This is a genomic window from Polyangium mundeleinium (assembly GCF_028369105.1).
Lineage (GTDB): Bacteria > Myxococcota_A > Polyangia > Polyangiales > Polyangiaceae > Polyangium > Polyangium mundeleinium.
In genome coordinates, this window is the sequence record NZ_JAQNDO010000001.1 from 8,460,367 (window position 1) to 8,482,314 (window position 21,948).

General features: G+C 68.5%; 18 protein-coding genes. 10 read left to right on the top strand and 8 right to left on the bottom strand.

Annotated elements, in window-relative coordinates:
• The first annotated feature begins 29 nt into the window (after window positions 1-29).
• Window positions 30-1,799: a type VI secretion system baseplate subunit TssF gene (tssF, locus tag POL67_RS33600; RefSeq protein WP_271924689.1), complete on the top strand. Its 1,770-nt coding sequence runs from the start codon at window positions 30-32 to the stop codon at window positions 1,797-1,799.
• On the top strand, window positions 1,763-2,932 hold the full coding sequence (gene tssG / locus POL67_RS33605; RefSeq protein ID WP_271924691.1) for a type VI secretion system baseplate subunit TssG: 1,170 nt from the start codon (window positions 1,763-1,765) through the stop codon (window positions 2,930-2,932). Before tssF ends, tssG begins: the two co-directional genes overlap by 37 nt.
• A gap of 218 nt (window positions 2,933-3,150) precedes the next feature.
• Here tssG and POL67_RS33610 read toward each other — a convergent pair whose 3' ends face one another.
• Window positions 3,151-3,822: a hypothetical protein gene (locus POL67_RS33610; RefSeq protein WP_271924693.1), complete on the bottom strand. Its 672-nt coding sequence runs from the start codon at window positions 3,820-3,822 to the stop codon at window positions 3,151-3,153.
• Window positions 3,823-3,971: 149 nt separating this feature from the next.
• Here POL67_RS33610 and POL67_RS33615 point away from each other — a divergent pair, with 149 nt between their 5' ends.
• Window positions 3,972-4,580 (top strand): hypothetical protein, encoded by a 609-nt coding sequence (locus POL67_RS33615; RefSeq protein ID WP_271924695.1) that lies wholly within the window; start codon window positions 3,972-3,974, stop codon window positions 4,578-4,580.
• 95 nt (window positions 4,581-4,675) lie between these two features.
• On the top strand, window positions 4,676-5,932 hold the full coding sequence (locus tag POL67_RS33620) for a hypothetical protein (protein ID WP_271924696.1): 1,257 nt from the start codon (window positions 4,676-4,678) through the stop codon (window positions 5,930-5,932).
• Window positions 5,933-5,992: 60 nt separating this feature from the next.
• On the opposite strand, the gene POL67_RS33625 is transcribed toward POL67_RS33620, so the two are convergent.
• Together POL67_RS33625 and lon are read right to left on the bottom strand one after the other, a co-directional pair.
• Window positions 5,993-7,240, bottom strand: a complete 1,248-nt coding sequence (locus POL67_RS33625; RefSeq protein WP_271924698.1) for an FHA domain-containing protein — start codon at window positions 7,238-7,240, stop codon at window positions 5,993-5,995.
• A gap of 141 nt (window positions 7,241-7,381) precedes the next feature.
• Window positions 7,382-9,832, bottom strand: a complete 2,451-nt coding sequence (gene lon, locus POL67_RS33630) for an endopeptidase La (protein ID WP_271924700.1) — start codon at window positions 9,830-9,832, stop codon at window positions 7,382-7,384.
• A 404-nt stretch (window positions 9,833-10,236) separates the two neighbouring features.
• Here lon and POL67_RS33635 point away from each other — a divergent pair, with 404 nt between their 5' ends.
• Window positions 10,237-11,103 (top strand): formylglycine-generating enzyme family protein, encoded by an 867-nt coding sequence (locus POL67_RS33635; protein WP_271924702.1) that lies wholly within the window; start codon window positions 10,237-10,239, stop codon window positions 11,101-11,103.
• A 17-nt stretch (window positions 11,104-11,120) separates the two neighbouring features.
• Here POL67_RS33635 and fmt read toward each other — a convergent pair whose 3' ends face one another.
• The 4 genes from fmt to deoC form a co-directional block, all read right to left on the bottom strand.
• On the bottom strand, window positions 11,121-12,053 hold the full coding sequence (fmt, locus tag POL67_RS33640) for a methionyl-tRNA formyltransferase (RefSeq protein ID WP_271924704.1): 933 nt from the start codon (window positions 12,051-12,053) through the stop codon (window positions 11,121-11,123).
• 577 nt (window positions 12,054-12,630) lie between these two features.
• Window positions 12,631-13,596, bottom strand: a complete 966-nt coding sequence (locus POL67_RS33645; protein WP_271924705.1) for an aldehyde dehydrogenase family protein — start codon at window positions 13,594-13,596, stop codon at window positions 12,631-12,633.
• Entirely contained in the window at window positions 13,596-15,125 is a 1,530-nt protein-coding gene (locus POL67_RS33650) for an aldehyde dehydrogenase family protein (RefSeq protein WP_271924706.1), read from the bottom strand. The genes POL67_RS33645 and POL67_RS33650 overlap by 1 nt, the downstream gene beginning before the upstream one ends.
• A 12-nt stretch (window positions 15,126-15,137) precedes the next feature.
• Complete coding sequence (gene deoC, locus POL67_RS33655; RefSeq protein WP_271924707.1) at window positions 15,138-16,076, bottom strand: deoxyribose-phosphate aldolase; 939 nt, start codon at window positions 16,074-16,076, stop codon at window positions 15,138-15,140.
• 105 nt (window positions 16,077-16,181) lie between these two features.
• Here deoC and POL67_RS33660 point away from each other — a divergent pair, with 105 nt between their 5' ends.
• From POL67_RS33660 to POL67_RS33670, 3 genes are read left to right on the top strand one after another with little or no spacing between them, the layout of a single operon-like run.
• The gene (locus tag POL67_RS33660; RefSeq protein WP_271924708.1) at window positions 16,182-17,075 is read left to right on the top strand and encodes an alpha/beta fold hydrolase; all 894 of its coding nucleotides are present in this window, start codon (window positions 16,182-16,184) and stop codon (window positions 17,073-17,075) included.
• A gap of 23 nt (window positions 17,076-17,098) precedes the next feature.
• Window positions 17,099-17,485 (top strand): pentapeptide repeat-containing protein, encoded by a 387-nt coding sequence (locus POL67_RS33665; protein ID WP_271924709.1) that lies wholly within the window; start codon window positions 17,099-17,101, stop codon window positions 17,483-17,485.
• A 31-nt stretch (window positions 17,486-17,516) separates the two neighbouring features.
• Complete coding sequence (locus POL67_RS33670) at window positions 17,517-18,182, top strand: hypothetical protein (RefSeq protein WP_271924710.1); 666 nt, start codon at window positions 17,517-17,519, stop codon at window positions 18,180-18,182.
• Window positions 18,183-18,558: 376 nt separating this feature from the next.
• Here the strand turns inward: POL67_RS33670 and POL67_RS33675 are convergent, their stop codons facing one another.
• On the bottom strand, window positions 18,559-20,085 hold the full coding sequence (locus tag POL67_RS33675) for a serine/threonine-protein kinase (RefSeq protein WP_271924711.1): 1,527 nt from the start codon (window positions 20,083-20,085) through the stop codon (window positions 18,559-18,561).
• Window positions 20,086-20,276: 191 nt separating this feature from the next.
• Between POL67_RS33675 and POL67_RS33680 the strand changes: the two genes are divergently transcribed.
• Window positions 20,277-21,179: a 2-hydroxyacid dehydrogenase gene (locus POL67_RS33680; RefSeq protein ID WP_271924712.1), complete on the top strand. Its 903-nt coding sequence runs from the start codon at window positions 20,277-20,279 to the stop codon at window positions 21,177-21,179.
• A 318-nt stretch (window positions 21,180-21,497) separates the two neighbouring features.
• On the top strand, window positions 21,498-21,941 hold the full coding sequence (locus POL67_RS33685) for a hypothetical protein (RefSeq protein ID WP_271924713.1): 444 nt from the start codon (window positions 21,498-21,500) through the stop codon (window positions 21,939-21,941).
• Window positions 21,942-21,948: the final 7 nt, after the last annotated feature.

Genomic DNA, 21,948 nt, shown 5'->3' on the forward strand with positions numbered 1-21,948 from the left:
GAACGGTCGACTGTTCGGCGTCGGGCCCCATGTTCAACAAGTACTACCAGGACGAGCTATCCTACCTGCGCGAGCTCGGGCGCGAGTTCGCGCAGGCGTACCCCGCGATCGCGCCGATGCTCGCGGAGCGCGGGGCAGATCCGGACGTCGAGCGGCTGCTCGAAGGCGTCGCGTTCCTCACGGGGAAGATCCGGCAAAAGCTCGACGACGAGCTGCCCGAGGTCATCCACTCGGTCGCGTCGCTGCTCTTCCCGCACTACCTGCGGCAGATCCCGGCGACGTCGATCGTGGAGTTCACGCCGCTGCCGAACGTGGTGCGCGAGAAGCTCATCGTCGCGCGGCATGCCGAGGTCGGCTCGGTGCCCGTCGACGGTGTGTCGTGCCGATTCCGGACCACGCAGGACGTGGAGCTCTTGCCGCTCACCGTGGAGGACGTGCGCGTCGAGACGGGCGCGCAGCTCGCGCAGTCGCTGCGGATCGAGGTGAAGGTGACGGGCGGCGCGGCGCTCGCGGCGCTCGCGCTCTCGAGGATCCGCTTCTACATCCACGGCGAGCGGAGGCTCCAGGACGACGTCCGCGTCTGGCTCGGCGCGCACGTCGACTCCATCGCGCTCTGCGCGGTCGACGGCGCGGGCCGCGACACGGCGCTCGCGACCTTGCCCGCGCGCAACGTAAAACTCGTCGGGTTCGATGAAGACGAGGCGCTGATCCCCTACCCGCCCACGGTCTACGCGGGCTTCCGGCTGCTGCAGGAGTACTTCACGCTCCCGCAGAAGTTCGCGTTCTTCGAGGTCCAGGGGCTCGAAGCGATGCCCGCGGACAAACTTTCGGACCGGTTCGCGATCCTGATCCAGTTCAAGGACGGGCTACCCGCGGGGACACGCCTCTCGAAGGAGAACTTCCGGCTCTTCTGCTCGCCGGTCGTCAACCTGTTCGAGCACTCGAGTGATCCGATCAAGCCCGATCCGAGCAAGTACGAGTACCTCGCGCGCCCCGCCGGCTCGACGCCCGTCGCGTACGAGCTCTACAGCATCGAGAGCGTGATCGGCATCGCGCGGCGCACGAGCCAGCGCGTGAAGATCCCGCCGTTCTTCTCGTTCGAGCACGAGCTCGATCCAGAGGCGTCGGCGCGCGGCGTCTTCTACCAGACGCACATCAAGCCCGCGTCGATCGGCGACGGCGTCGACCTCTACGTCTCGTTCGGCTCGGCGCAGGACGGCGCGGCGATCCCGGAGTTCGACGTCATCAGCATCGAGGCGACGTGCACGAACCGGCGCTTGCCCGCACAGCTCAAGGTTGGCGATCTTCGCGTACCGACGGCGACGTCGCCCGCGGTCGCGAGCTTCACGAACGTCACGGGCGTGACCGCGCCCTTGCCTCCGCCAATGGGCCGCGAGCTGCAGTGGCGCGTGCTCTCGCACATGGCGATGAGTTATCGATCGGTCACGGAGCTCGACGTGTTGCGGTCGGTCCTCGAAATCTACAACTTCCCCGCGCTCATCGATCGTCAGGCGGCGCGGGCGAACCAGCTCCGCATGCAGGCGATCAAGTCGATCCGCGTCCGCCCCACGGATCGGCTCTACCGCGGCGCGCCCGTGCGCGGCGTGGCGACGGAGGTCGAGCTCGACGAAGGGGGCTTCGCGGGTGAAGGCGAGATGTACCTCTTTGCGAGCATCCTGAACGAGATGCTCGCGGCGTACGTCTCGCTCAACTCCTTCACGCAGCTCAGCGTTACCGGCACCAATACGCGCGTGGTTTATCGATGGGAGCCGAAGAGCGGCAGCCTCAACCTGATCTGAGCGGCGGGCCGAACCCCGACGCCGCCTTCGCGCCGTCGCTCGATCCAGAGCGACAGGCGAAGGCGATGATCTCGGCGAAGATGGCCGAGCTCGAGCACAGCGCACGGCGCTACTCGTTCTTTCGGCTCGTCTACATCCTCGAGCGCCTCTTCCCGGGCAGCGCGCCCGTGGGCCAGCTCGGGCCCGTGGCGACGGAGCGCATCCGTCTGCGCGGGGACACGAGCCTGATCTTCGCTTCGACGGACGTGAGCGAGCTCAAGTCCACGAAGTACCCCGACGAGATCGATCGCGCGCGCATCACGGCGGGCTTCATGGGCCTCTACGGCTCGGTCTCGCCGCTGCCGACGTACTACGTCGAGGAGCTCGCGCAGGACGACTACCAGGGCGGTCCGCAGCCGAAGCGCGAGTTCCTCGACGTCTTCAACCATCGCCTGCTGTCGCTGTTTTACCGGGCGTTCACGAAGTACCGGCACTCGGTCGGCTACCGGAAGAAGGGCGACGATCCGTTCACGCGGCGCCTGCTCTGCGCAGCGGGCGTCGATGGATTCCGCGAGCACAAGAGCCCGCTGCATCGATTCCTCTACCTGCGCTACGCGCCGCTGCTCGCGACGAAGTCCCGCAGCGCGCACGGGCTCGAGGTGGTGCTGAAGGACATCTTCGGCAGCATGGGCGTGGACATCGAGCAGTTCGTCGGGCACTGGACGCTGATCGAGAAGCCGCTGCGAAACAAGATGGGCGTGGCAAACCATCAGCTCGGCGAGAGCCTGACGATCGGCCGATGGGTCTACGACGGCACGGGGCGCTTCAAGATCAAGCTCGGGCCGCTGAAGTACGACGAGTACATCTCGTTCCTGCCAGGCGGCTCGAACCGCTCCGTGCTCAAGGCCGCAGTCGACACACTGACGCGCGGCGCATGTGACGCGATGCTGGAGCTGCACGTCGCAACGGAAGACGCCCCGCGCTTCCAGCTCGCGTCGCCCCGCGCATCCACGCTCTCGCGCACGACGTGGCTCGGCGGCCCGGTGGGGCAAAACTTCGTGATCGAAGTACCCCTGAACGACAAACCGCAGCGCACGGGCCAGGGAGACGAAGAAGAAGAAGAGCGTCTCGACCCGCCCCCGTTGCCCTACTAGGACGAACCCCTCACCCCCATCCCCCTCTCCCTCTCGGGAGAGGGGGCAAGAGGCGTCGTTCCCGAACACCACTGGACGAGGCCTCAGACCGAAGCGCTCGGGGCAGCGGAACGAAGTGAAGCTGAAACGAGCGCGCGGGGGGTTAGGGGGGCAGAGGAAGGCCCGGCGATTCTTCGCGTAGCGAAGAATCGCTTTTGGGCGGGCCGACCGGAGCCCCCCTAGTAGACAAGCATGCTGCGCAGCGCCGTCGCCATCTCGTCGGCGACCGACTCGATGTTCTCGCCGTGAACGACCTGCACGAGCAGGAGGCGATTGTCGCTGCGGATCAGAACTTCGTGCGCGTACGAATGGTACGCCGGCTTCGCGGGAACCTTCGTCTTCACGATGTAGCTGCGTGCTTGCGCGTTCGCCGTCGCCACCGGCATGCGGCCGGCGAGGATCTGCGCACCTTGGTCCTCGCAGTCACGCTCGTAGCGCTTCATCACGTCGGGCCAGGTGTCCTCGGGGTGATCGATCCGCTCGTAGATCGAAAAGAGGAACTGGCGCGGCGATTGGTACGAGATGAAGCGCTGACCGGGGGAGTAGTCCGCGTCGCGCACGTACCAGTCGATCGGGCGTGCGAGGCGCACGTCTCCTTCGAGCACGCCCACGCCGACGCGGCGCGGGAGGCGCTCGTTTTCGTCGGCGTTGAGCTTTGGGAAGTAGACTTCGTAGCTCTGGTTCTTGTCGATGACCCCGCTGCCGTGCAGGTAGAACACGTCGTCTCGCTGCGGCGCTGTGGGCGAGCCACCGCAGCCGACGGAGACGATAGGCAGGGTCAGCGCGCCCAGCACGACGGCCAGGCGGCGAACAGAGCGGAGGGCGGGCGAAGAGAGGTCGACGGGCCTCATCACGGTTAACTTAGGATACCCTGGTCGCGGGGCCAAATGATCGCTCATGAGTTTGGCCTTCTCGCCGAGACCGTTGAATGATCGGGGCGGCTGTGGACAAGATGATGCCAGGATCCGACGTCGCTCGCGCGACGCCTGGGGAGTGCACCGTGACGTATCTCGCAGAACGTAGTGTCCTTCTATCCCTCGCACTCGCGCTTGGCGGCCTCGGCTGCGTCGGGCTCGAGGCTGGCATCGACTATCCGAGCGATTTGCCTTCGCCGGATGAGCATGTGGCGACGCCGGAGGGCGAGGCGGACCCCAGCATTTCGCTGAACGGCTTCGTCATCAAGGACGAGGTCTGCAAGGAGGTCGACACCCGCCCGGTCACGCAGCGGCTCGGGCCGGAGGACTTCGCGCGGTTCCTGGAGACCCAGGGGCTCAAGATCGAGCCTCAGAAGGCGCGCGACAACCTCTACTGGTTCGACTTCCCCACGGGCGAGAAGAAGGAGGGGGAGCCGCAGCAGTTCCTCCGGCTCCGCCTTGCCGTCCTCGACGACCACTTCGCGGCCACGCGGGATCTGCAGGAATCGCTGCTCGATCACGGTCCGGGCTGGTGGGGGGTGCGCCGCTCGAACCTCGCGGTCCTCGCGCCGAAGACGGGCCTCTCCGAGTCGGTCGCCTTCGCGCTCAAGCACAAGCTCGTTTGCTGGGGGATGTTCGCGTACTCGGGCACCGACGACGTGTACGGCGTCCCGGGGCCGTACACCGAGCTCTGAGCGAACCGCCCTCCCCTCCCCCGAGCCGGCGCACGAGACGGGAAGGACGCGCGCGGATGTAGTCCGGATGCGTGTCGTTCACGTAAACTCGCCCCATGCGCTTTCGGCTCGCCTTCGCCCTCACCGCCATCCCGACCGTCATCGGCGCGTACCTCGCCGCCTGCAGCCCCGCCGACAACCTCGATGATCTCTGCGGCTGGCTCGGCGACACGAACAACTGCTACCGCAAGTTCGCCCAGGAGGTGACGGACCGGTGTGGTGCGGTCGTCACCGACCTGAACGTCCCGCCCAACGATCCCGCCCAGCCCTCTCCGCGCCGAGGGAGCTTCCTCAAGCGCGACAAACTCGACCTCTGCGTGTTCGACAGCCCGGCCGGCGGACAGGTCATCTTCGATCCGCCGCTCGACGTCGCCGAGTTCCCCGTCACGACCGCGGCGTTTGCAATCGTCAACGGCAACGCGACGTTGTGCGGCGCGGGCGCCGTCGACGCGGATGGGGCGTTTGCGATCTCGATCGAGTCGGAGCCTTCCATCCCCGACGGCGGACCGGGCGACGCGGGCGCCGTGGATTGCTCCTCGGAGCAGCAGATCTGCGGTGGTTCCTTCTCGGTCAAGGCCATCACGGAGCGCGAGCTCATCGATACGAAGTGCCCGAGCGGCGAAACGCATCGCTTCAACCGGCTGCAGCTCGCGAAGTGCGACGGCGATCAGGCGATCGAGCAGGACTACGACCAGCTCATGCCGCGCGCCGAGTTCCTGTCCAACCCGGGCACCGTCGGCGTGAACGGCTTCGTGCGGTTCCGCGTCTTCTACCCGCCGAGCGCGATCGACATGCCGACCGACGAGAAGACGCCGCTCAGTGGCGCGCAGCCGGTCGTGGTCGAGTACTTCGAGTGCGCTGTTCCCGGTGCGTCTGCGACCTGCTCGAACAACGTGCAGGATCCCGATGAACCCTCGACCGACTGCGGCGCGATCTGCGGCATCGGTTGTATAGAGGGCTCCCGGTGCGTGGTGAATGCCGACTGTGCCTCCCGGAACTGCGCCAAAGACAGCATGGGGATCCTGAAGTGCGCGAAGAACCCCCTGTGCGACAACGGGAAGAAGGACTCGATCGAGGGCGACATCGACTGCGGCGTCGTCTGCGGCAACACCTGCGGCGAATGCCAGACCTGCCTCGTCAACGAAGACTGCGCCTCCAACCTCTGCGTCACTGTCGCGATGGGCGAGAAGCGCTGCCGCACCGACGCGGATGCCGGCGCGTGCACGATGCCTGACGCGGGCCCGGACGGCGCAGGTGGTGCGGGCGGCGCCGGTGGCGCCGGTGGCGCGGGCGGCGCAGGCGGCAATCCCTGACACGCAACACCGCGCGCGTGGTGCACGTTCGCCCCACGCGCGCGGTTCGCTCGATTCTTTTCAGGACACCAGGAGCTTGACGACAAACGTCGTGCTGCCGAGGCGCAGCCGATCGTTGTCGCGGAGCTGGCGGCGATCGCCGGGCACGAGCTTCTGCTCGTTCAAGAACGTCCCGTTGCGCGAGTTGTCGTCCTCGACGAACGCCTGACCCGTCGCGGGATCCGCGTGGATCGTGGCGTGGCGCGACGACGTGCTCCCGTCCGAGACCGCGATGTCCACGCCGCTGTCCCCGCCGCTCCGGCCGAGCTGCGTGCGACCGCTGTGGATCGCCCAGAAGCTCCCGCCCGGATCGTTCTGGAACGTCACGAGGAAACCGACGAGCACGCGTTGCCCCGACGGCGCCACCGCTGCCGGCGGCGCGCCCGCGGGCCCTGACAACGAGCCCGGCGAAACCATCTGCGGCGCGACCATCGGCGGCTGCCCGAGCCCGCCTCCCAGGCCGCCCGGAGACATCATCGGCGGCGGCGCGACCATCGGCGGCGGCGCGACTCCGCCGAGCTGACCCGGCCCCGTCAGGCGCGGCGGCGCTGCGGGCATCGCGCCCATGCCGCCCGGCGGCATCATCTGCGGCACGGCCATCTGCGGCGCCATCTGCGGCGCCATCTGCGGCGCCATCTGCGGCGCCATCTGCGGCGCCATCTGCGGCGCCATCTGCGGCGCCATCTGCGGCACTGCCATCGGCGGCGCGGACATGCCTGGATTGCCGAACGTCGGCGCCGGCTGCCCCATCGGCTGCCCCATCGGCGGTTGTCCGAACGAAGGCGCGCCGGGCATCTGCGGCGCATTCATGGGCGGTGCGCCGAGCGGCGCCTGGCCAAACGGCATCCCGCCGGGCGCGGGCGGCGCGCCGAACTGCGGAGCCGCGGGCATCCCGGGCGGCGCGCCCATCGGCTGCTGCGGCGCGGGCTTCGGCGCCTCACGCGCCCAGGGTGAGCGCATGGGGCTGTCGTCGACGTCGGCCGACGAGAACGCGCTCGCGGCCGGCATCCCGCCTCCGGCCATCGGCGGCGGCGGATAGGCGCCGGGCGCGACGGGCGCCGGAGGCGACATCCCACCGGCGTTGATCTTCGGCGGGGGCGCGGGGTAGCCGCCGCCCATCCCTGGGGGCCCCGGAGGCGCGTAGGCCCCCGCTCCACCCATCGGGGGCGGCGCCGGTGCTCCCGCGCCTCCTCCCACGGACGCTCCGCACATGTTGCAGACCGTGTCCGTGTCCTTGAGCATCCACTGACAGCTGGGACAGGGCTTCATCCGCCCGCCACATTAACATTTTTGTCCGCCGCGGGTCTCCCGCTCCGCGCACGTCGGGCGAGCCTGGGAAAGGCGCCACAAAAGACATCGGGGGCGGCGCGCGAAGCACCACCCCCGAGGTTCATTTCGGACAAACCCGCGTCAGTTGCTGCTGGCCGTGGGGTGCTTCTCGGCGTCCTTCTTCTCGCCGTCGCGCGCCTCTTCGGTCCCCTCCGGCGTCGGCTGCGGCATCGACTCGAGCGCCGCTTCGAGCACCTGCTCCATGCGGCTCACGAAGAAGAACTGCAGCTCGTCGACGACCTCCTTCGGCACCTCTTCGAGGTCCGCGCGGTTGCGCTCGGGGACGATGATGCGCTTGATCCCCGCGCGGTGCGCCGCGAGCACCTTCTCCTTGAGGCCGCCGATCGGCAGGACGCGACCACGCAGCGTGATCTCGCCCGTCATCGCGACGTCGTGCCGGACCTTGAGGCCCGTCAGGAGCGAGACGAGCGCCGTGAACATCGTCACGCCCGCGCTCGGACCGTCCTTCGGCATCGCGCCCGCGGGGATGTGGATGTGCAGGTCGCTCTTGTCGAGGAAGTCCTTCGGAATGCCGTACCGCAAGGCATTCGTCCGGACGAACGACAGCGCCGCCTGCGCGCTCTCCTTCATGACGTCGCCGAGCTGCCCCGTGAGCTGGAGCTTGCCCGTGCCGTACATGCGCGTCGCCTCGATGAAGAGGATCTCGCCGCCCACGCTCGTCCACGCGAGGCCCGTGGCCACGCCCGTGTCCGCCGTGCGCTCGGCGACCTCGCTCGTGTACTTCGGCGCGCCGAGGAACTCGTGCAGATCGTCCTCGTTGTCGACGCGACGCTTCTGCGTCTCGCCCTCGGCCACCTTCACCGCCACGCCGCGGATGACGCTCGCGATCTGGCGCTCGAGCGAGCGGACGCCCGCCTCGCGCGTGTACCGATCGATGATCTCTTCGAGAGCGCGATCGGTGATCTCGAGCTGCTCCTGCGTGAGGCCGTGATCCGAGAGCTGCTTCGGCAGGAGGTGCTGCCGCGCGATCGCGAGTTTTTCGCGACGCGTGTAGCCCGGGATCTCGAGGATCTCCATGCGGTCACGCAGCGGAGGCGGGATCGGGTCGGCCGTGTTCGCCGTGGCCACGAACATCACGTGCGACAGGTCGTACGGGATCTCGAGGTAGTGATCGGCGAACGTGTTGTTCTGCTCCGGGTCGAGCACCTCGAGCAGCGCCGCGGACGGGTCGCCGCGGAAGTCGTGCCCGATCTTGTCGACCTCATCCATCATGAAGACCGGGTTCACGGTCGACGCCTTCTTCATGCCCTGGATGATCTGGCCGGGCAGCGCGCCGACGTAGGTGCGCCGGTGGCCGCGGATCGCCGCCTCGTCGTGCACGCCGCCGAGCGAGACGCGGTGGAACTTCCGACCCAGCGCGCGCGCGATGCTGCGCCCGAGCGAGGTCTTGCCGACGCCGGGAGGCCCGAGCAGGCAGAGGATCGGTCCCTTCTTGTCCTGCTTCAGCTTGCGCACCGCGAGGTACTCGAGGATGCGCTTCTTCACCTTCTCGAGGCCGTAGTGATCCTCGTCGAGGACCTTGCGCACCGCCGCGATGTCGAGGTTGTCCGTCGTCGACTGCGTCCACGGGATGTCGAGGATCCAGTCGAGGTACGTCCGGACCACGGTGTACTCGGCCGAGCCCACCTGCATCGTGCGCAGGCGCTTGAGCTGCTTCTTCGCGACGGTCTCCGCCTCCGTCGGCAGGTTCGCCTTCGCGATGCGATCCTCCAGGCCGTCGAGATCGCCCTGATCGCCGTCGTCCTCGCCGAGCTCCTCCTTGATCGCCTTGAGCTGCTGGCGGAGCACGTACTCGCGCTGGTTCTTGCCCATCTCCTCCTTGATCTGGGAGTTGATGCGCTCGCGCATCTTGAGGATCTCGAGCTGCCGCGTGAGCAGGCGCAGGACCTTCCGGATGCGCTCCTTCACGTCCACGGTCTCGATGAGCTGCGCCTTCTCCTCGACGGGCGCGTCGAGGTTCGCCGCCACGAGATCCGCGAGCGCGCCAGGCGCCTGGATCGAGTCGATGAGCGAGCCCGCCTCGCGCGGCAGCTCGGGCATCAACTGGATGACCTGCTTGGCGATGTCGCGCAGGCTCATCGCGAGCGCTTCGGCCTCGACGTCCTCCGTCGCGGGCTCCTCGATGCGACGGATCTTCGCCTTCATGTACGGCGACATCGTGACCACGCCTTCGAGACGGATCCGCGTCAGGCCCTGGAGGATGAGCGAGTAGTTGCCGGAGCTGTGCTTCAGCGCCTTGAGGACGCGGGCCGCACAACCGACCGGGAAAAGATCCTCGGCCGCGGGATCATCCGTCGACGGATCCCGCTGCGCGAAGATCGCGATCACCGGCCCGGGAAGGTTGTCGACGTCCTCGACGAGCGCGACGCTCTTCTCACGGCCCACGTCGAACGGCGCGACCGCTCCCGGAAACAGCACGGCGTTGCGAATGGGGAGGACCGGGAGCTCGTCGCCGAAGACCACCTCCTCCTCGGAACGCGGCTGACTCGGCGGGTTTTTCTTTTCCGACATGAGACGATCTCCTCTGCGAAGCTACCCGGGACGGGAGCAGCTTCGACCGGCATCGGCGGCAATTGCTGGACCCTACAGAGGCCAGCCCACGAATAGCGTCAATCGGTTTGGTGTGTCCTCCCGAGCCCCGTAGAGCAAGCAACGCCCGAGCGGGGTCTCGGAGGCGGCGGTCAACGTAGACACGACGCACGCGCCATGCCAGGCCTCTGCGGGAGATTTCATCCGCTCTCGGGGGCCCCGGGGGTGCCGTAGGACCTTCTCCCAGGTTTTGATGAGCCCGCCACGGCTAGCGCCCACGTCCCGGGCGGGTACCATGCGCCCGGGAGCAGGCTGCTCCTCTGCTCTGCCGCCAAGGCGCGGGCGCGAGCGCGCGGGCAGCCTTTTCCTTAGCTGGAGGCCGCTGCTTGCTCGATCCGGTCGTCGCGACGTTGTCCCTCGCTGCCTTCCTGCTGCACGTCCCCGCAGCGCCTTCGCTCGATCCAGGCCCGACCCCCGAGTGCCCGAGTGACATGCGCCTCGTCGCGGGCACGCACGCCGACGAGGTGCAGCACCTCTGCACGGACCCCCGCAAGGACGCGAAGACCACGCATTGCTTCGCCTATTTCGAGGGCCTGACGGGGGAGGAAGGGGCGCGGACGGACATCCGCGTCTGCATGGATCAGTTCGAGGCCCCGAATCGGCGCGGCGCGCGCCCGCTCGTGATGCAGTCGTTCCGCATGGCCGAGCGCTGGTGCGGCGATCGAGGCAAGCGCGTGTGCAGCGAGCAGGAGTGGGAGCTCGCCTGCGAGGGCGGCGAGCGCAGGCCGCTCGCGTACGGCTGGCAGGTGAACCGGACGCAATGCAACAGCGACAAAGGCTGGCGTCCGTTCGACGCGCGGGCGCTCGCGGCCGGCGGCGAGGACGAAAAGAAGGAGCTCGAAAAGCTCTGGCAAGGGTCGACGAGCGGCTCGTACCTCAGTTGTGTCTCGCCGTTCGGCATCTACGACATGATGGGCAACGTCGAGGAGTGGGTGGCGACGCGGCCCGGACGCAAGTTCCCCGGCGCGCTCATGGGCGGGTTCTGGGCGAAGCCGTGGACGGGCTGTCGCGGCACGAACGACGCGCACGAGCCGACGTTCACGTTCTACGAGACGGGCTTCCGTTGCTGCGCCGACCCCGGCAAGCTCTCCGAGACGACGAAGGCCCAGGGCGGCAGCGACGGAACGAAGGACGAGAGCGGCGAGGCGAAGCCCAAGCCGGCGAAGAAGAAGCGCAAGAAGCGCGCGGGGTAGGTCGAGCGAGGGCGACGTCAAGCGCCGAGGATCATGCCCTTCGTGAGGGCACGACCGGCGACGAGCTCCTGCGCGGACAGAGGCTTCCGTCCTTCGAGTTGCCCGCGCACGAGCGTGATCGCGCCCGCGCCACACGCGACCTCCACGCCCCATTTGTCCGCGGCCGTGATGGTGCCGGGCGCGCCGCGCACGCCTTGCTCGGTGGCCACGCGCGTGGCGAGCACCTTCAGCCCTTTGCCCGCGCACGTCGTGAACGCGCCGGGCCACGAGGTCATGCCGCGGACGTGATCGTGCACCGCGCGTGCCGGCTTCGACCAATCGATGCGGCCGTGCTCCTTCTCCAGCATCGGCGCCATCGTCGCCGCCGCGTGATCCTGCGGCGCCGCGACGAGGTCCCCGGCCACCGCGCGCGCGAGATCTTCCCGCACGACCCGCGCCGCGAGTTCGCCGAGCTCGACGTACAGCTCGTCGGCGGTCGTGTCCTCGCCGATCGGGATCCGGTGCGTGGCGTAGACGGGGCCCGTATCCATGCCCTCGTCCATCTGCATGAGGCAGACGCCCGTCTCGCGCTCGCCGTTCACGATGGCCCACGTGATCGGGGCTGCGCCGCGGTACTTGGGCAGGATCGAGGCGTGCAGGTTCATGCAGCCGCGGCGAGGCGCGTCGAGCACGGCCTTCGGCAAGATGCGGCCATACGCGATGACGAGCGCGACGTCGGCGTTCGTCTCGGCGATGAGGCGGGCGAAATCCGGTGTCTTGACCTTGAGTGGTTGCTCGACGCGCAGGCCGAGCTCGAGGGCGCGCTGTTTGACGGGCGGCGCGCGCAGCTCGAGGCCGCGGCCAGCAGGGCGATCGGGCTGGCAAACGACGAGCGGAATCTCGGCGATGGCGTGGAGCGCGTCGAGCGCAGGGACGGAGATGGCGGGGGTGCCGAAGAAGAGGGCGCGCACGGGCGGGGTGTAGCGCTTCAGAGGCGGCGGAGGAAGTCGTTGCGGGAGCTGGAACGCGGGGCGGGATCCGTCCCGCCCTCGACGATTCCTCCGGATCCACGACGCAAAACCCCCCGCCGCTTCTGCACGGCGTGTCTTGCACGCACGCAAATCGACGATCCCCGCTCTGGAGACGGCGCTTGCACGCGAGCAAGGGGCCTCCCGCCCATGGCACGGAAGCTCTTGCACGCGTGCAAGAGGCATCTCGCACACGGCACGGAAGCTCTTGCACGCACGCAAGGAGCATCCCGCCCACGTCACGGAAGCTCTTGCACGCACGCGAGCACGAGCCATCTGTATGCGCGGTCGCCCTTGCACGCGTGCAAGCGCGTCCAACCAACGTCGCTGGCGGCCTTCGCGCGCGTGCAAGGATCACCTCGCACGCGGCATCGCTCGATTTGCGTGCACGCAAGGCCACCCTCGCACGCGGCTCGCCTTCGCGTGCGTCGGCGCAAGCGTGACCGCGTCTCGGTCACGCGGCCGGGATCACGTATGCAAACGGGGATGGTGCGGGGGGAAGAAGAGCGGAGGGCGTCGCCTACACGCCCGAGGGATGCCAGATCGTCTTCATCTCGACGAAGCGCTCGATCCAGCGCGGGCTCGTCGCGCTCTCCGCGTCGAACCAGGCCGCCTCGTCGATCGATCGCGTCCGCACGCGCTTCACGTTCACGATGGCCGCCTCCTCCGCCTTGCGCGCGAGCTCCGGCGTCACCTCGTGCAGATCGAGCGCCGCCACCTCCATGTGCTTCGCGAGGTGCGGGAGCAGCTCGGCCGCGCGGCCCGTCAGCACGTTGATCACGCCGCCCGGCAAATCACTCGTCGCGAGCGCCTCGCCGAGCACGAGCGCCGTGCGGGGATCCGCCTCGCTCGCGAGCACGAGGACCGTGTTGCCCGCCGTGATGATCGGCAGCACCGCGCCGAGGAGCCCGAGGAGCGCCGGCCGCGCGGGGGCGACGACGCCGACCACGCCCATCGACTCGGGCACCGTGAAGTTGAAGTGCGGCCCAGCGACCGGATTCAAGCTCGAGAACAAGCTCTGGTACTTGTCCGCCCAGCCCGCGTACGAGACCACGCGATCGATCGCGGCCGCCGTCTCCGCCGCCGCGCGCGACGCTTCGAGGCCGCCGCGCTCGAGCGCGCGCGCGAGCTCGCCCTGCCGCGCTTCGAGCATCTCCGCGAGCCGGTAGAGGATCTGCCCGCGGTTGTAGGCGGTCCGGCCGGACCACCCCTCCCACGCGCCGCGCGCCACGACGACCGCGTCGCGCACGTCCTTGCGGGACGCCCACGGCACGTTTTCCTTCGTCCCTCCGAGGCTCATCGGATCCGCCACCTGGATGTACCTGCCCGACTCCGATCGAACGAACTGCCCGCCGACCAGCATTTTGTAGGCTTTTCTCACCCGCAGGCGTTCGGGCAAGACGAACCCGTTCTCGCTCGCGTCCACGTCGTCCTGCAGAGGCGCGCGCTCGTTGTCCTTGACCTTGCTGTCCTTCGTACGCGCCATCAGTCCACCTCGAGATACGGCAAGAGCCCTTGCCGGCCGCCCTCGCGGCCAAAGCCGCTCTCCTTGTAACCACCGAACGGAGAGCTCGGATCGAACTTGTTGTACGTGTTCGCCCAGACGACCCCCGCGCGCAGCCGCTGCGAGACCCAGAAGCTCTTCGAGCCCTTGTCGGTCCAGACGCCCGCGCTGAGGCCGTACATCGTGTTGTTCGCCTTCTCGATCGCCTCGTCGGGCGTGCGGAAGGTCATCACGGCGAGCACCGGCCCGAAGATCTCCTCGCGCGCGATGCGGTGCGACTGCGAGACGCCCGTGAAGAGCGTCGGCGCGAACCAGTAGCCACGCGCCGGCAGCTCGCACGGCGTCGAGAAGCGCGACGCGCCCTCGCGCTCCCCCGCCTCGACGAGCTCGCGGATCTTGTCGAGCTGCATCTTCGAGTTGATCGCGCCGACGTCCGTGTTCTTGTCGAGCGGATCGCCCACGCGCAGCGTCTGCATGCGATCGCGGAGCTTCTGCAAGAGCGGCTCGAACGCGCCCTCCTCCACGAGCAGGCGCGAGCCCGCGCAGCAGACGTGCCCCTGGTTGAAGAAGATGCCCGAGATGATCCCTTCGACCGCCTGATCGAGCGGCGCATCCGCGAACACGATGTTCGCCGCTTTGCCGCCGAGCTCGAGCGTGAGCTTCTTCTTCGTGCCCGACAGCGCCTTCTGGATGCGCTTGCCGACGTCCGTGGATCCCGTGAACGCGACCTTGTCCACGTCCGGATGCGCGACGAGCGCCGCGCCCGTCGCGCCCGCGCCCGTCACGATGTTCACCACGCCCGGCGGCAGATCACACTCCTCGATGATCTTCGCGAGCAAGAGCGCCGTGAGCGGCGTCGTCTCCGCGGGCTTGAGCACGCACGTGTTGCCCGCCGCGAGCGCAGGCGCGAGCTTCCACGCGGCCATGAGCAGCGGGAAGTTCCAGGGGATCACCTGCCCCGCGACGCCGAGCGGGCGCGGCGAGCGACCCGGGAAGGCGTACGCGAGCTTGTCGGCCCAGCCCGCGTAATAAAAGAAATGCGCCGCCACGAGCGGCAGGTCGACGTCGCGCGACTCCTTGATGGGCTTGCCGCCGTCCATCGTCTCGACGATGGCGAGCTCGCGCGCCTTCTCCTGGATCACCCGCGCGATGCGGTAGACGTACTTGCCGCGCTCGATCCCGGAGAGCTTCGACCAGTATTTTTCATACGCCACGCGCGCTGCCTTCACGGCGAGATCCACGTCGCGCTCGTTGGCCTCGGCGACCTCGGCGAGCTTCTGCTCGGTCGAGGGGCTCACGGTCTCGAAGTACTTGCCCGACGACGGCGCGACCCATTTGCCGCCGATGAAGAGCTCGTAACGCGGATCGATCCGTACGTGATCAGCGGCCTCGGGCGCGGGCGCGTAGGTCCACGCCTTGCCGAAATCGAGCGCGGCGCGCGCTGCGGGCGACGACGGGGCCGCGTGGGTCTCGCCGTTCGTCGCAGAGGCGATCGTTTCCTTGGCGGTCATCGTGTCTCCTCTTCAGTCCTTGCTGAAGTAATCGCCTGACTGGTAGGCGCCCGTGCGCTCCTTCTCGAGCTGCATGAGCACGTCGTTGAGCAACGTGGACGCGCCGAGGCGGAAGAGATCCGGCGTGAGCCAGGCATCCCCGAGCGTCTCCTTCACGAGCACGAGGTAATGAAGCGCCTGCTTCGCCGTGCGGATCCCGCCGGCCGGCTTCATGCCGATCCGCTTGCCCGTCGCGTAGAAGAAATCGCGGATCGCCTCCAGCATCACGAGCGTCACGGCGGGCGTCGCAGCCGGCGTGACCTTGCCCGTCGAGGTCTTGATGAAGTCCGCGCCCGCGAGCATCGCAATCTGGCTCGCCTCGCGCACGAGGTCGTACGTGCCGAGCTCGCCGGTCTCCAGGATCACCTTGAGGTGCGCTTGTCCGCACGCCTCTTTCGTGGCGGCGATCTCGTCGAAGATGCGCGTCTTCTCGCCCGCGAGCAGGGCGCCGCGATCGATGACCATGTCGATCTCGTCAGCGCCCCACGCGACGGCGCGCCGGACGTCTTCGAGCTTCACGTCGAGCGCCGAGAGCCCGCTCGGGAACGCCGTCGCCACGCTCGCGACCTTCACGCTCGATCCAGCAAGCGCGCGCTTCGCCACGGGGACGAGCTTCGGGTACACGCAGATCGCAGCACACGGCGGCACCTCGGGCGAGGCGGAGGGCCGCATCGCCTTCTGGCAGAGCTGCGTGACCTTGCCCGGCGAGTCCTTCCCTTCGAGGGTCGTGAGATCCATCATCGCGATGGAGAGCAAGAGCCCCGCGACCTTCGCCTCCTTCTTGATGCTGCGCTTGCCGAGGGCCGCCGCGCGCTCCTCGACCATCACCTTGTCCACGGTGGGCGCCGAGAAGTCGGGGTACGTCCGCGCCCCGCTCGGCCCCGCCTTGCCATTGCCGCCTTCTGCAGCCATCGACCGGCCTCCGGGCGTGTTGGTGGGGGCAAAGCCCCCGACGCCTGCTGGCGCGGACGCTAGCAGAACTATCCGCGCCGGGGCATCCCTGCTAAGGGTGGCAAGGTGCAGAGCGGGTCGGGCCTCGTCTTCGTCAATGGAATCCGCCTCTACATCCACCGCTTCCAGCCAGCCAGCGCACGCCCGAGCGGCCTGACGGTCCTGCTTCTCCACGGATACCTGGACTCGGGCGCCACGTGGGATCTCGTGGCCGAGCCCCTCGCGCGCGCCGGGCACGACGTCCTCGCGCCCGATCTGCGCGGGTTCGGCGAGAGCGACTCCGTCGGCGCCGGCGGCTACTACCATTTCCCCGATTACGTCAGCGACCTCTCGTCGCTGCTCGACATCCTCGCGCCGAAGCGTCTCGCCCTCGTGGGCCACTCGATGGGCGGCACGATCGCCGCGCTCTTCGCCGGCGCAAGGCCCCAGCGCGTCGACCAGCTCGTGCTGCTCGAAGGCCTCGGCGCGCCCGCCTCCGAGCCGAGCACGGCCGTCGATCGCATGCGCACCTGGCTCGACGACATGCGCTCGCTCGATCGCACGCCGCGCCCCGTGGGCTCGTTCGACGAAGCCCTCGATCGTCTCGCACGCAGGCACCCGCAGGTCCCGCGCGCGATCCTCGAGAGCCGCGCGCGCCTGCTCACGCGCACCCACTCGGGCCGTTTGTCGTGGGCCTACGATTCGATGCACCGCACGACAGCGCCGGTCCCGTTCCACCTCGAGTCCTTCAAGTGCTTTCTCCGCCGCATCACAGCGCCCACGCTCTACATGAGCGGCGGCGTGAACGGCCTGCGCTTGCCCGACGAGGCCGAGCGGCTCGCCTGCATCCCGAACACGCTGCACGTCGACCTGCCCGACGCCGGCCACATGATGCACTGGACCGCGCCCGAGACGCTCGCCGAGCGGCTGCTGCGTTTCTTCGCCACGCCGCCCGAGAGCCGGCCCCCCCCGCCGCGCTGACCCCCACGACAAGGAAGCTCCCCGTGGCCGAAATCACCCGCAAAGAGCTGGTCCTCGCCCTCATCGCCGCCGGGGATCACCCGCGGCTGATGGGCGTCGACCTGTCCGGGCTCGATCTCTCCGGCCTCGCGCTCCACCGCGCAAACCTGGCCCGCGCAAATCTCGCCGGCGCAAACCTGATCATGGCGAACCTCTTCGGCGCAAACCTGAAAGGCGCAAACCTGAAGGGCGCAAACCTGACCCGCGCCGATCTCGAAGGAGCATACCTCGCCGGCGCGAACCTCTCCGGCGCGATCCTCGTCGACGCGATCCTCACGGAAGCGAACCTGACGGACGCGATCCTCGACGGCGCCAATCTGACGCGCGCCGTTCTCGACGACGTGAAGGGGTACCGCGCCTCCTCCGATTGAATTTTCGAGCGCGAAGCGCCACGCTGAACGCATGCGAAAGCCGAGCTTCTTTTCTTTTTCTTCGCGGACGTTCCCCTTCCTCTCGCTCGCACTCGCGACCGGCCTGCTCCTGACGGTGTCGAGCTCCGGATGCGGGACCGACCGCGCCTGCTTTTACTGGACCGAGCTCGAAGGCACATGCCCCTCGCAGCGCGAGGCGTTCGACTTCTTCCAGGGTGATTTCTGCTCGACCAACATCACCGCGGTCACCAGCGAGGGCACGTTCGAAGGCGATACCTGCTGTTACGACGTGACCGAGGACAGCTCAGGCTTCGGGAGCTGCGCCCCCGAGCCGGGCCCCTTCCCACCCGGGACCTCCATCGCCGTGGGCGTCGGCGGCGCCCCCGGCGTCGGCGGCGCCGGCGGCGCAGCCGGCGCCGGCGGCATGGGTGGCGTGGGTGGCTCCGGCGGCGCCTCGACGTGCGCATCGTGCAAGCAGTTCATGCTCGAAGACATGCCACCCGAGCTCTGCCCCGGGTCCGTCCCCCTCTACGAAGCCTTCACCGACTGCAAGTGCTACGGCGCCTGCGCATCCAAGTGCGGCGAAGCCTGCATGTCGAGCCAGGTCCCCGCAACCGAGTGCGAGAACTGTCTGCTCGACAATTCGTCGAACGGCTGCGGCGCGCAGTTCTTCGCCTGCTCGAACGACGGCAACTGAGCGAGAGGCGCCGCGCCGGGGCGCTGCCCCGGACCCCGCGGGGGCTGTTCGCCCCTCGACCCGAACCAGGCACGGCCTGGACCGAGGGTGGAAGAACTGCGCGGTGCGCAGTTCTTCCAACGGGCCGGTGGCAAGACCAGGGACGTGCGTCTCGAGCAGGCAACGGGCACGTTGCAGGTTGAACCTGCAGCGCCGCGGTCTTCGTTGGCAAGGTCGTTGAGGGTCTTGACTTGCGGCTGTTCGATGAACTGCGCACCGCGCAGTTCATCGACCCCGAGTCCAGCGCTTGCGCTGGTCCGGGTCCAGGGGCGGACAGCCCCGGTGGGGCCTGGGGCAAAGCCCCAGCGCAACGCCCCCAGCCAAGCGGACAAACCGTTCAGAACTGGATCTTGCTGACGTTCGGCGCAGTGCCCGTACCGGCGGGCGCCTTCGTGGTGCCTGTGCTTCCGGCGCCGAATGGCTTCGCGGAGAACGCGCCGCTGCCGAGTGCCCCGGCGGGCTTCTGGCTTGGCGTTGGCTGCGCTGCGGTCGTGGCGGGCTCGACCTCGAGGCCGTCGCCTCCTTCGCTTGGATTTGGCGCGGCTGCGGAAGGTGGCGGCGCGGCTGTGGTGGGCGGCGCGGGGGCTGCGCTCGGCGCGGGGGCTTGGGGGGTTGCGGCGGGTGCGGTGCTTGTGGGCTCGGCGGGCCTTGTGTTCAGGAAAAAGACGGCTGCTCCGGCCACGCCTGCTGCGAGGGCGAGGAACACGAGGCCTACCACGGCTGCGGGGGACATCCCGCGGCGCGGAGCAACCATGGGGAGGGAGATGGGCGCGGAGGTCGCGCTTGGCCTCGACGTTGGCCCGCCTGGCAGCGAGGGCCGATCCTGCGCCTGCATCATCGCGGACTGCGCCTGTGCGGCCTGCGGCTGCTGCGCATACGGCATGGGCGTCTGCGTCGCGGCGTAGCCTGGATACGACGTTTGTGACGGCCTCGGGTTTGCGACGCTCGCCGGCGCGATCAGGTGCCTCGCACCGCTCTGTTCGAAGGCCATCGCGCGCACGGCGTCTTGCAGCGCGCGTAGCTCGTTCAGCATGTCCTCGGCCTTCTGGTAGCGCATCTGCGGCCGCCGCTGGACCGCGCGCGTCACCACGGCGACGAACCCTTGCGAGATCCGATCGTTTCGGCCTGTCTGCAGCGCTGGTGCGTCCGTCATCAACTTGGCGCGCGCGAGCTCGGCGTCTTGCGCGTCGCCGAAGATGTGACGCCCTGCGATCGCGCGGTAGAGCATCGCGCCGACGGCGTAGAGATCGGAGGCTGCGGTCACGTCGCGTGAGTTCAGGATCTGCTCGGGCGCCATGTACTCGAGCGTCCCGAGGGCCATGTCTGCGCGCGTGAGGTTCGTCTGCTCGAGATCTTCGCCTGCGCCGGACTCGATGCGGCCCATGCCGAAGTCGACGATGATCGCGCGCGATTTTCCGTTTGGCGTCGGCTCCATCATGATGTTGCCGGGCTTCATGTCGCGGTGGATGACGTGCGCGCGGTGCAGATCGCCAAGCGCGTCCACCACGTCGCATCCGACGTCGATCGCCTCCTCGACGGAGAGCCTTCGCTGGTGCAGCACCTTCGAGAGCGGCTGGCCCTCGATGTACTCCATGACGAGCACGAGTCCGACGCTCGGGTCTTCGACGAAGTCCACGACGCGCGCGACGTGATCACTCCGGATGCGGCCGAGCAGGTTCGCCTCGCGCCGGAAACGTGCGACCACCTCGCGATCGTAGGCAGCGGCGGCGAGCAGCGTCTTGATCGCCACCTTCATGCCGATCGCGAGGTGCTCACCGGCCCACACCTCGCCCATGCCGCCCGCTCCGACACGCGCGTCGACCCGATACCGTCCCGCGATGATTGAGCCCGGAGCCAAATCCATACGATCGACCATGCTAACGGAAACCGACGGCGAACCGGCAAAAGGTTGCGCCTCCGCCGCAAACTCGGTCGGCCGACGTACGGAAAAGCCTGTATCTTTTTCCACACACGGCGGGAACACGCCTGCCTGCCCGAGCGACGGGACCGTCCTCGACGCGTGCGCCCGCGCCGCGACGGCGGTAACGGTCCCCGGTGCAGATCGTCTTCTGTGGCACGGGCTGGTTTCCTATCGTCGACGCCATCCGCGCGCGGCTGCCCCTCGGCATCACGCTGCGCACCTGGGACCCGAGCTTGCCTCTTGCCGGCCAAGTCGAGGACGCCGACATCCTCTTGCCGTCGAACGCGCGTCTCGACGCCGCCGTCATCGCCGCGCCGCGCCAGCTCCGCCTCATCCAGCAGCCGGCCGTCGGCACCGAAGGCATCGACCTCGCCGCCGCGCGCGCCCGGAGCGTACCCGTGTGCAACGCGCCTGGCACGAACGGGCAATCGGTCGCCGAAGCCGCGCTCTTCTTGATCCTCGCCCTCGCGCGCCGCTTCCCCCGGGCGAGCCGCGCCTTCACCGAGCGCTCCATCGGCGCGCCCCTCGGCATCGAACTCGCCGGCCGCACGCTCGGGATCCTCGGCCTCGGCCGCTCCGGCGCCGCCCTCGCCCGGATTGCCGAGGCCCTCGGCATGCGTATCCTCGCCGCGCGCAGCACCACGTCCCACGAAGACATCCTCGACCTCGCTGCCCGCGCCGACGTGATCAGCATCCATTGCCCGCTCACGCCAAAGACACGGGGTCTCGTCGGTGAAGCCTTTCTCGCGCGGATGAAGCCCGGGGCCCTGCTGGTCAACGTCGCGCGGGGCCCCATCGTCGATCGAGGCGCCCTCCTCCACGCCCTGGAGACAGGCAAGCTCGGCGGCGCAGGGCTCGACGTATTCTGGGAAGAACCGTGGGACCCCACGGACCCGCTCTACCGGCGCGACGACGTCGTCGTCCTCCCCCACGTCGCCGGCTCCACCGAAGAAGCCTTCGCCCGGATCGCCGACATCGTCGCCGGCAACGTGAAGCGGCTGCTCCAGGGGGAGCCATTGCTGCATCGCATTGCGTGAGGAGGCTTGGCAGCAGCGTAGCGCCGGGGTTTCACCCCGGACCCGACGAGGGGTTGTCCACCCCTCGACCCGGACCAGGGCCAGCCCTGGACGCGTGGAGCATCGACCGCAATGCGGTCGATGCACAAAGAGCGAGTCTCACACCTTCAGCTTTTGGTCATTTCCGCATTGGTGACAGCACGAGCGGAAATGCACGCGTGTTGACATTGTCGGAGGCGGGAGCGACCATCGCGCCGCCCTGATGCAACCGAAGCCGCTGCTCGACCGCTCCCTGGCCCCGTTCAACCGGAACGACCTTCGTTCACAGGCGTCGGTCGCATGAAAATCCATGACATCGGGCGACACACGCTCGTCTACGGCGACGACGACGTCTCCACCATGACCTACCGCGGCCGCGTCTCGTACAACGAGATGCGCGAGATCCTCGCGACGGAGGATCTCTCGAACGTGCCGGACGCCGTGCTCCTGCTCTGTGACATCCGCGCGTTCGAGGGGATGGACGGCGAGACGCGGCGCCTCGGCGCGACGAACCCCAAGCCTGCCAAGCGGTATTTCACCGCCTACATCGGCGCCGGCTTCAGCCTGCGGGTCTTCGTGAACATGTGGAATCGGGCCACGAACTTCATCCACGGCGAGAAGTACGTGTCCGGCTTTTTCGACGACGAGGCGTCCGCGCGGGTGTGGCTCCTGGCGCAAAAAGAGGCGTTCGAGCGCGAGGAGATGCGCAGAACGACCGGGAGCGAAAGCGAAATTCTCGGTTGAGAGTCCC

Excerpts from the sequence above, each read along its gene's own strand:
- tssF (WP_271924689.1), top strand. The coding sequence starts at position 30 with ATGTTCAACAAGTACTACCAGGACGAGCTATCCTACCTGCGCGAGCTC.
- tssG (WP_271924691.1), top strand. The coding sequence starts at position 1,763 with ATGGGAGCCGAAGAGCGGCAGCCTCAACCTGATCTGAGCGGCGGGCCG.
- POL67_RS33610 (WP_271924693.1), bottom strand. The coding sequence starts at position 3,822 with ATGAGGCCCGTCGACCTCTCTTCGCCCGCCCTCCGCTCTGTTCGCCGC.
- POL67_RS33620 (WP_271924696.1), top strand. The coding sequence starts at position 4,676 with ATGCGCTTTCGGCTCGCCTTCGCCCTCACCGCCATCCCGACCGTCATC.
- POL67_RS33625 (WP_271924698.1), bottom strand. The coding sequence starts at position 7,240 with ATGAAGCCCTGTCCCAGCTGTCAGTGGATGCTCAAGGACACGGACACG.
- lon (WP_271924700.1), bottom strand. The coding sequence starts at position 9,832 with ATGTCGGAAAAGAAAAACCCGCCGAGTCAGCCGCGTTCCGAGGAGGAG.
- POL67_RS33645 (WP_271924705.1), bottom strand. The coding sequence starts at position 13,596 with ATGGCGCGTACGAAGGACAGCAAGGTCAAGGACAACGAGCGCGCGCCT.
- POL67_RS33650 (WP_271924706.1), bottom strand. The coding sequence starts at position 15,125 with ATGACCGCCAAGGAAACGATCGCCTCTGCGACGAACGGCGAGACCCAC.
- deoC (WP_271924707.1), bottom strand. The coding sequence starts at position 16,076 with ATGGCTGCAGAAGGCGGCAATGGCAAGGCGGGGCCGAGCGGGGCGCGG.
- POL67_RS33670 (WP_271924710.1), top strand. The coding sequence starts at position 17,517 with ATGCGAAAGCCGAGCTTCTTTTCTTTTTCTTCGCGGACGTTCCCCTTC.
- POL67_RS33675 (WP_271924711.1), bottom strand. The coding sequence starts at position 20,085 with ATGGATTTGGCTCCGGGCTCAATCATCGCGGGACGGTATCGGGTCGAC.
- POL67_RS33685 (WP_271924713.1), top strand. The coding sequence starts at position 21,498 with ATGAAAATCCATGACATCGGGCGACACACGCTCGTCTACGGCGACGAC.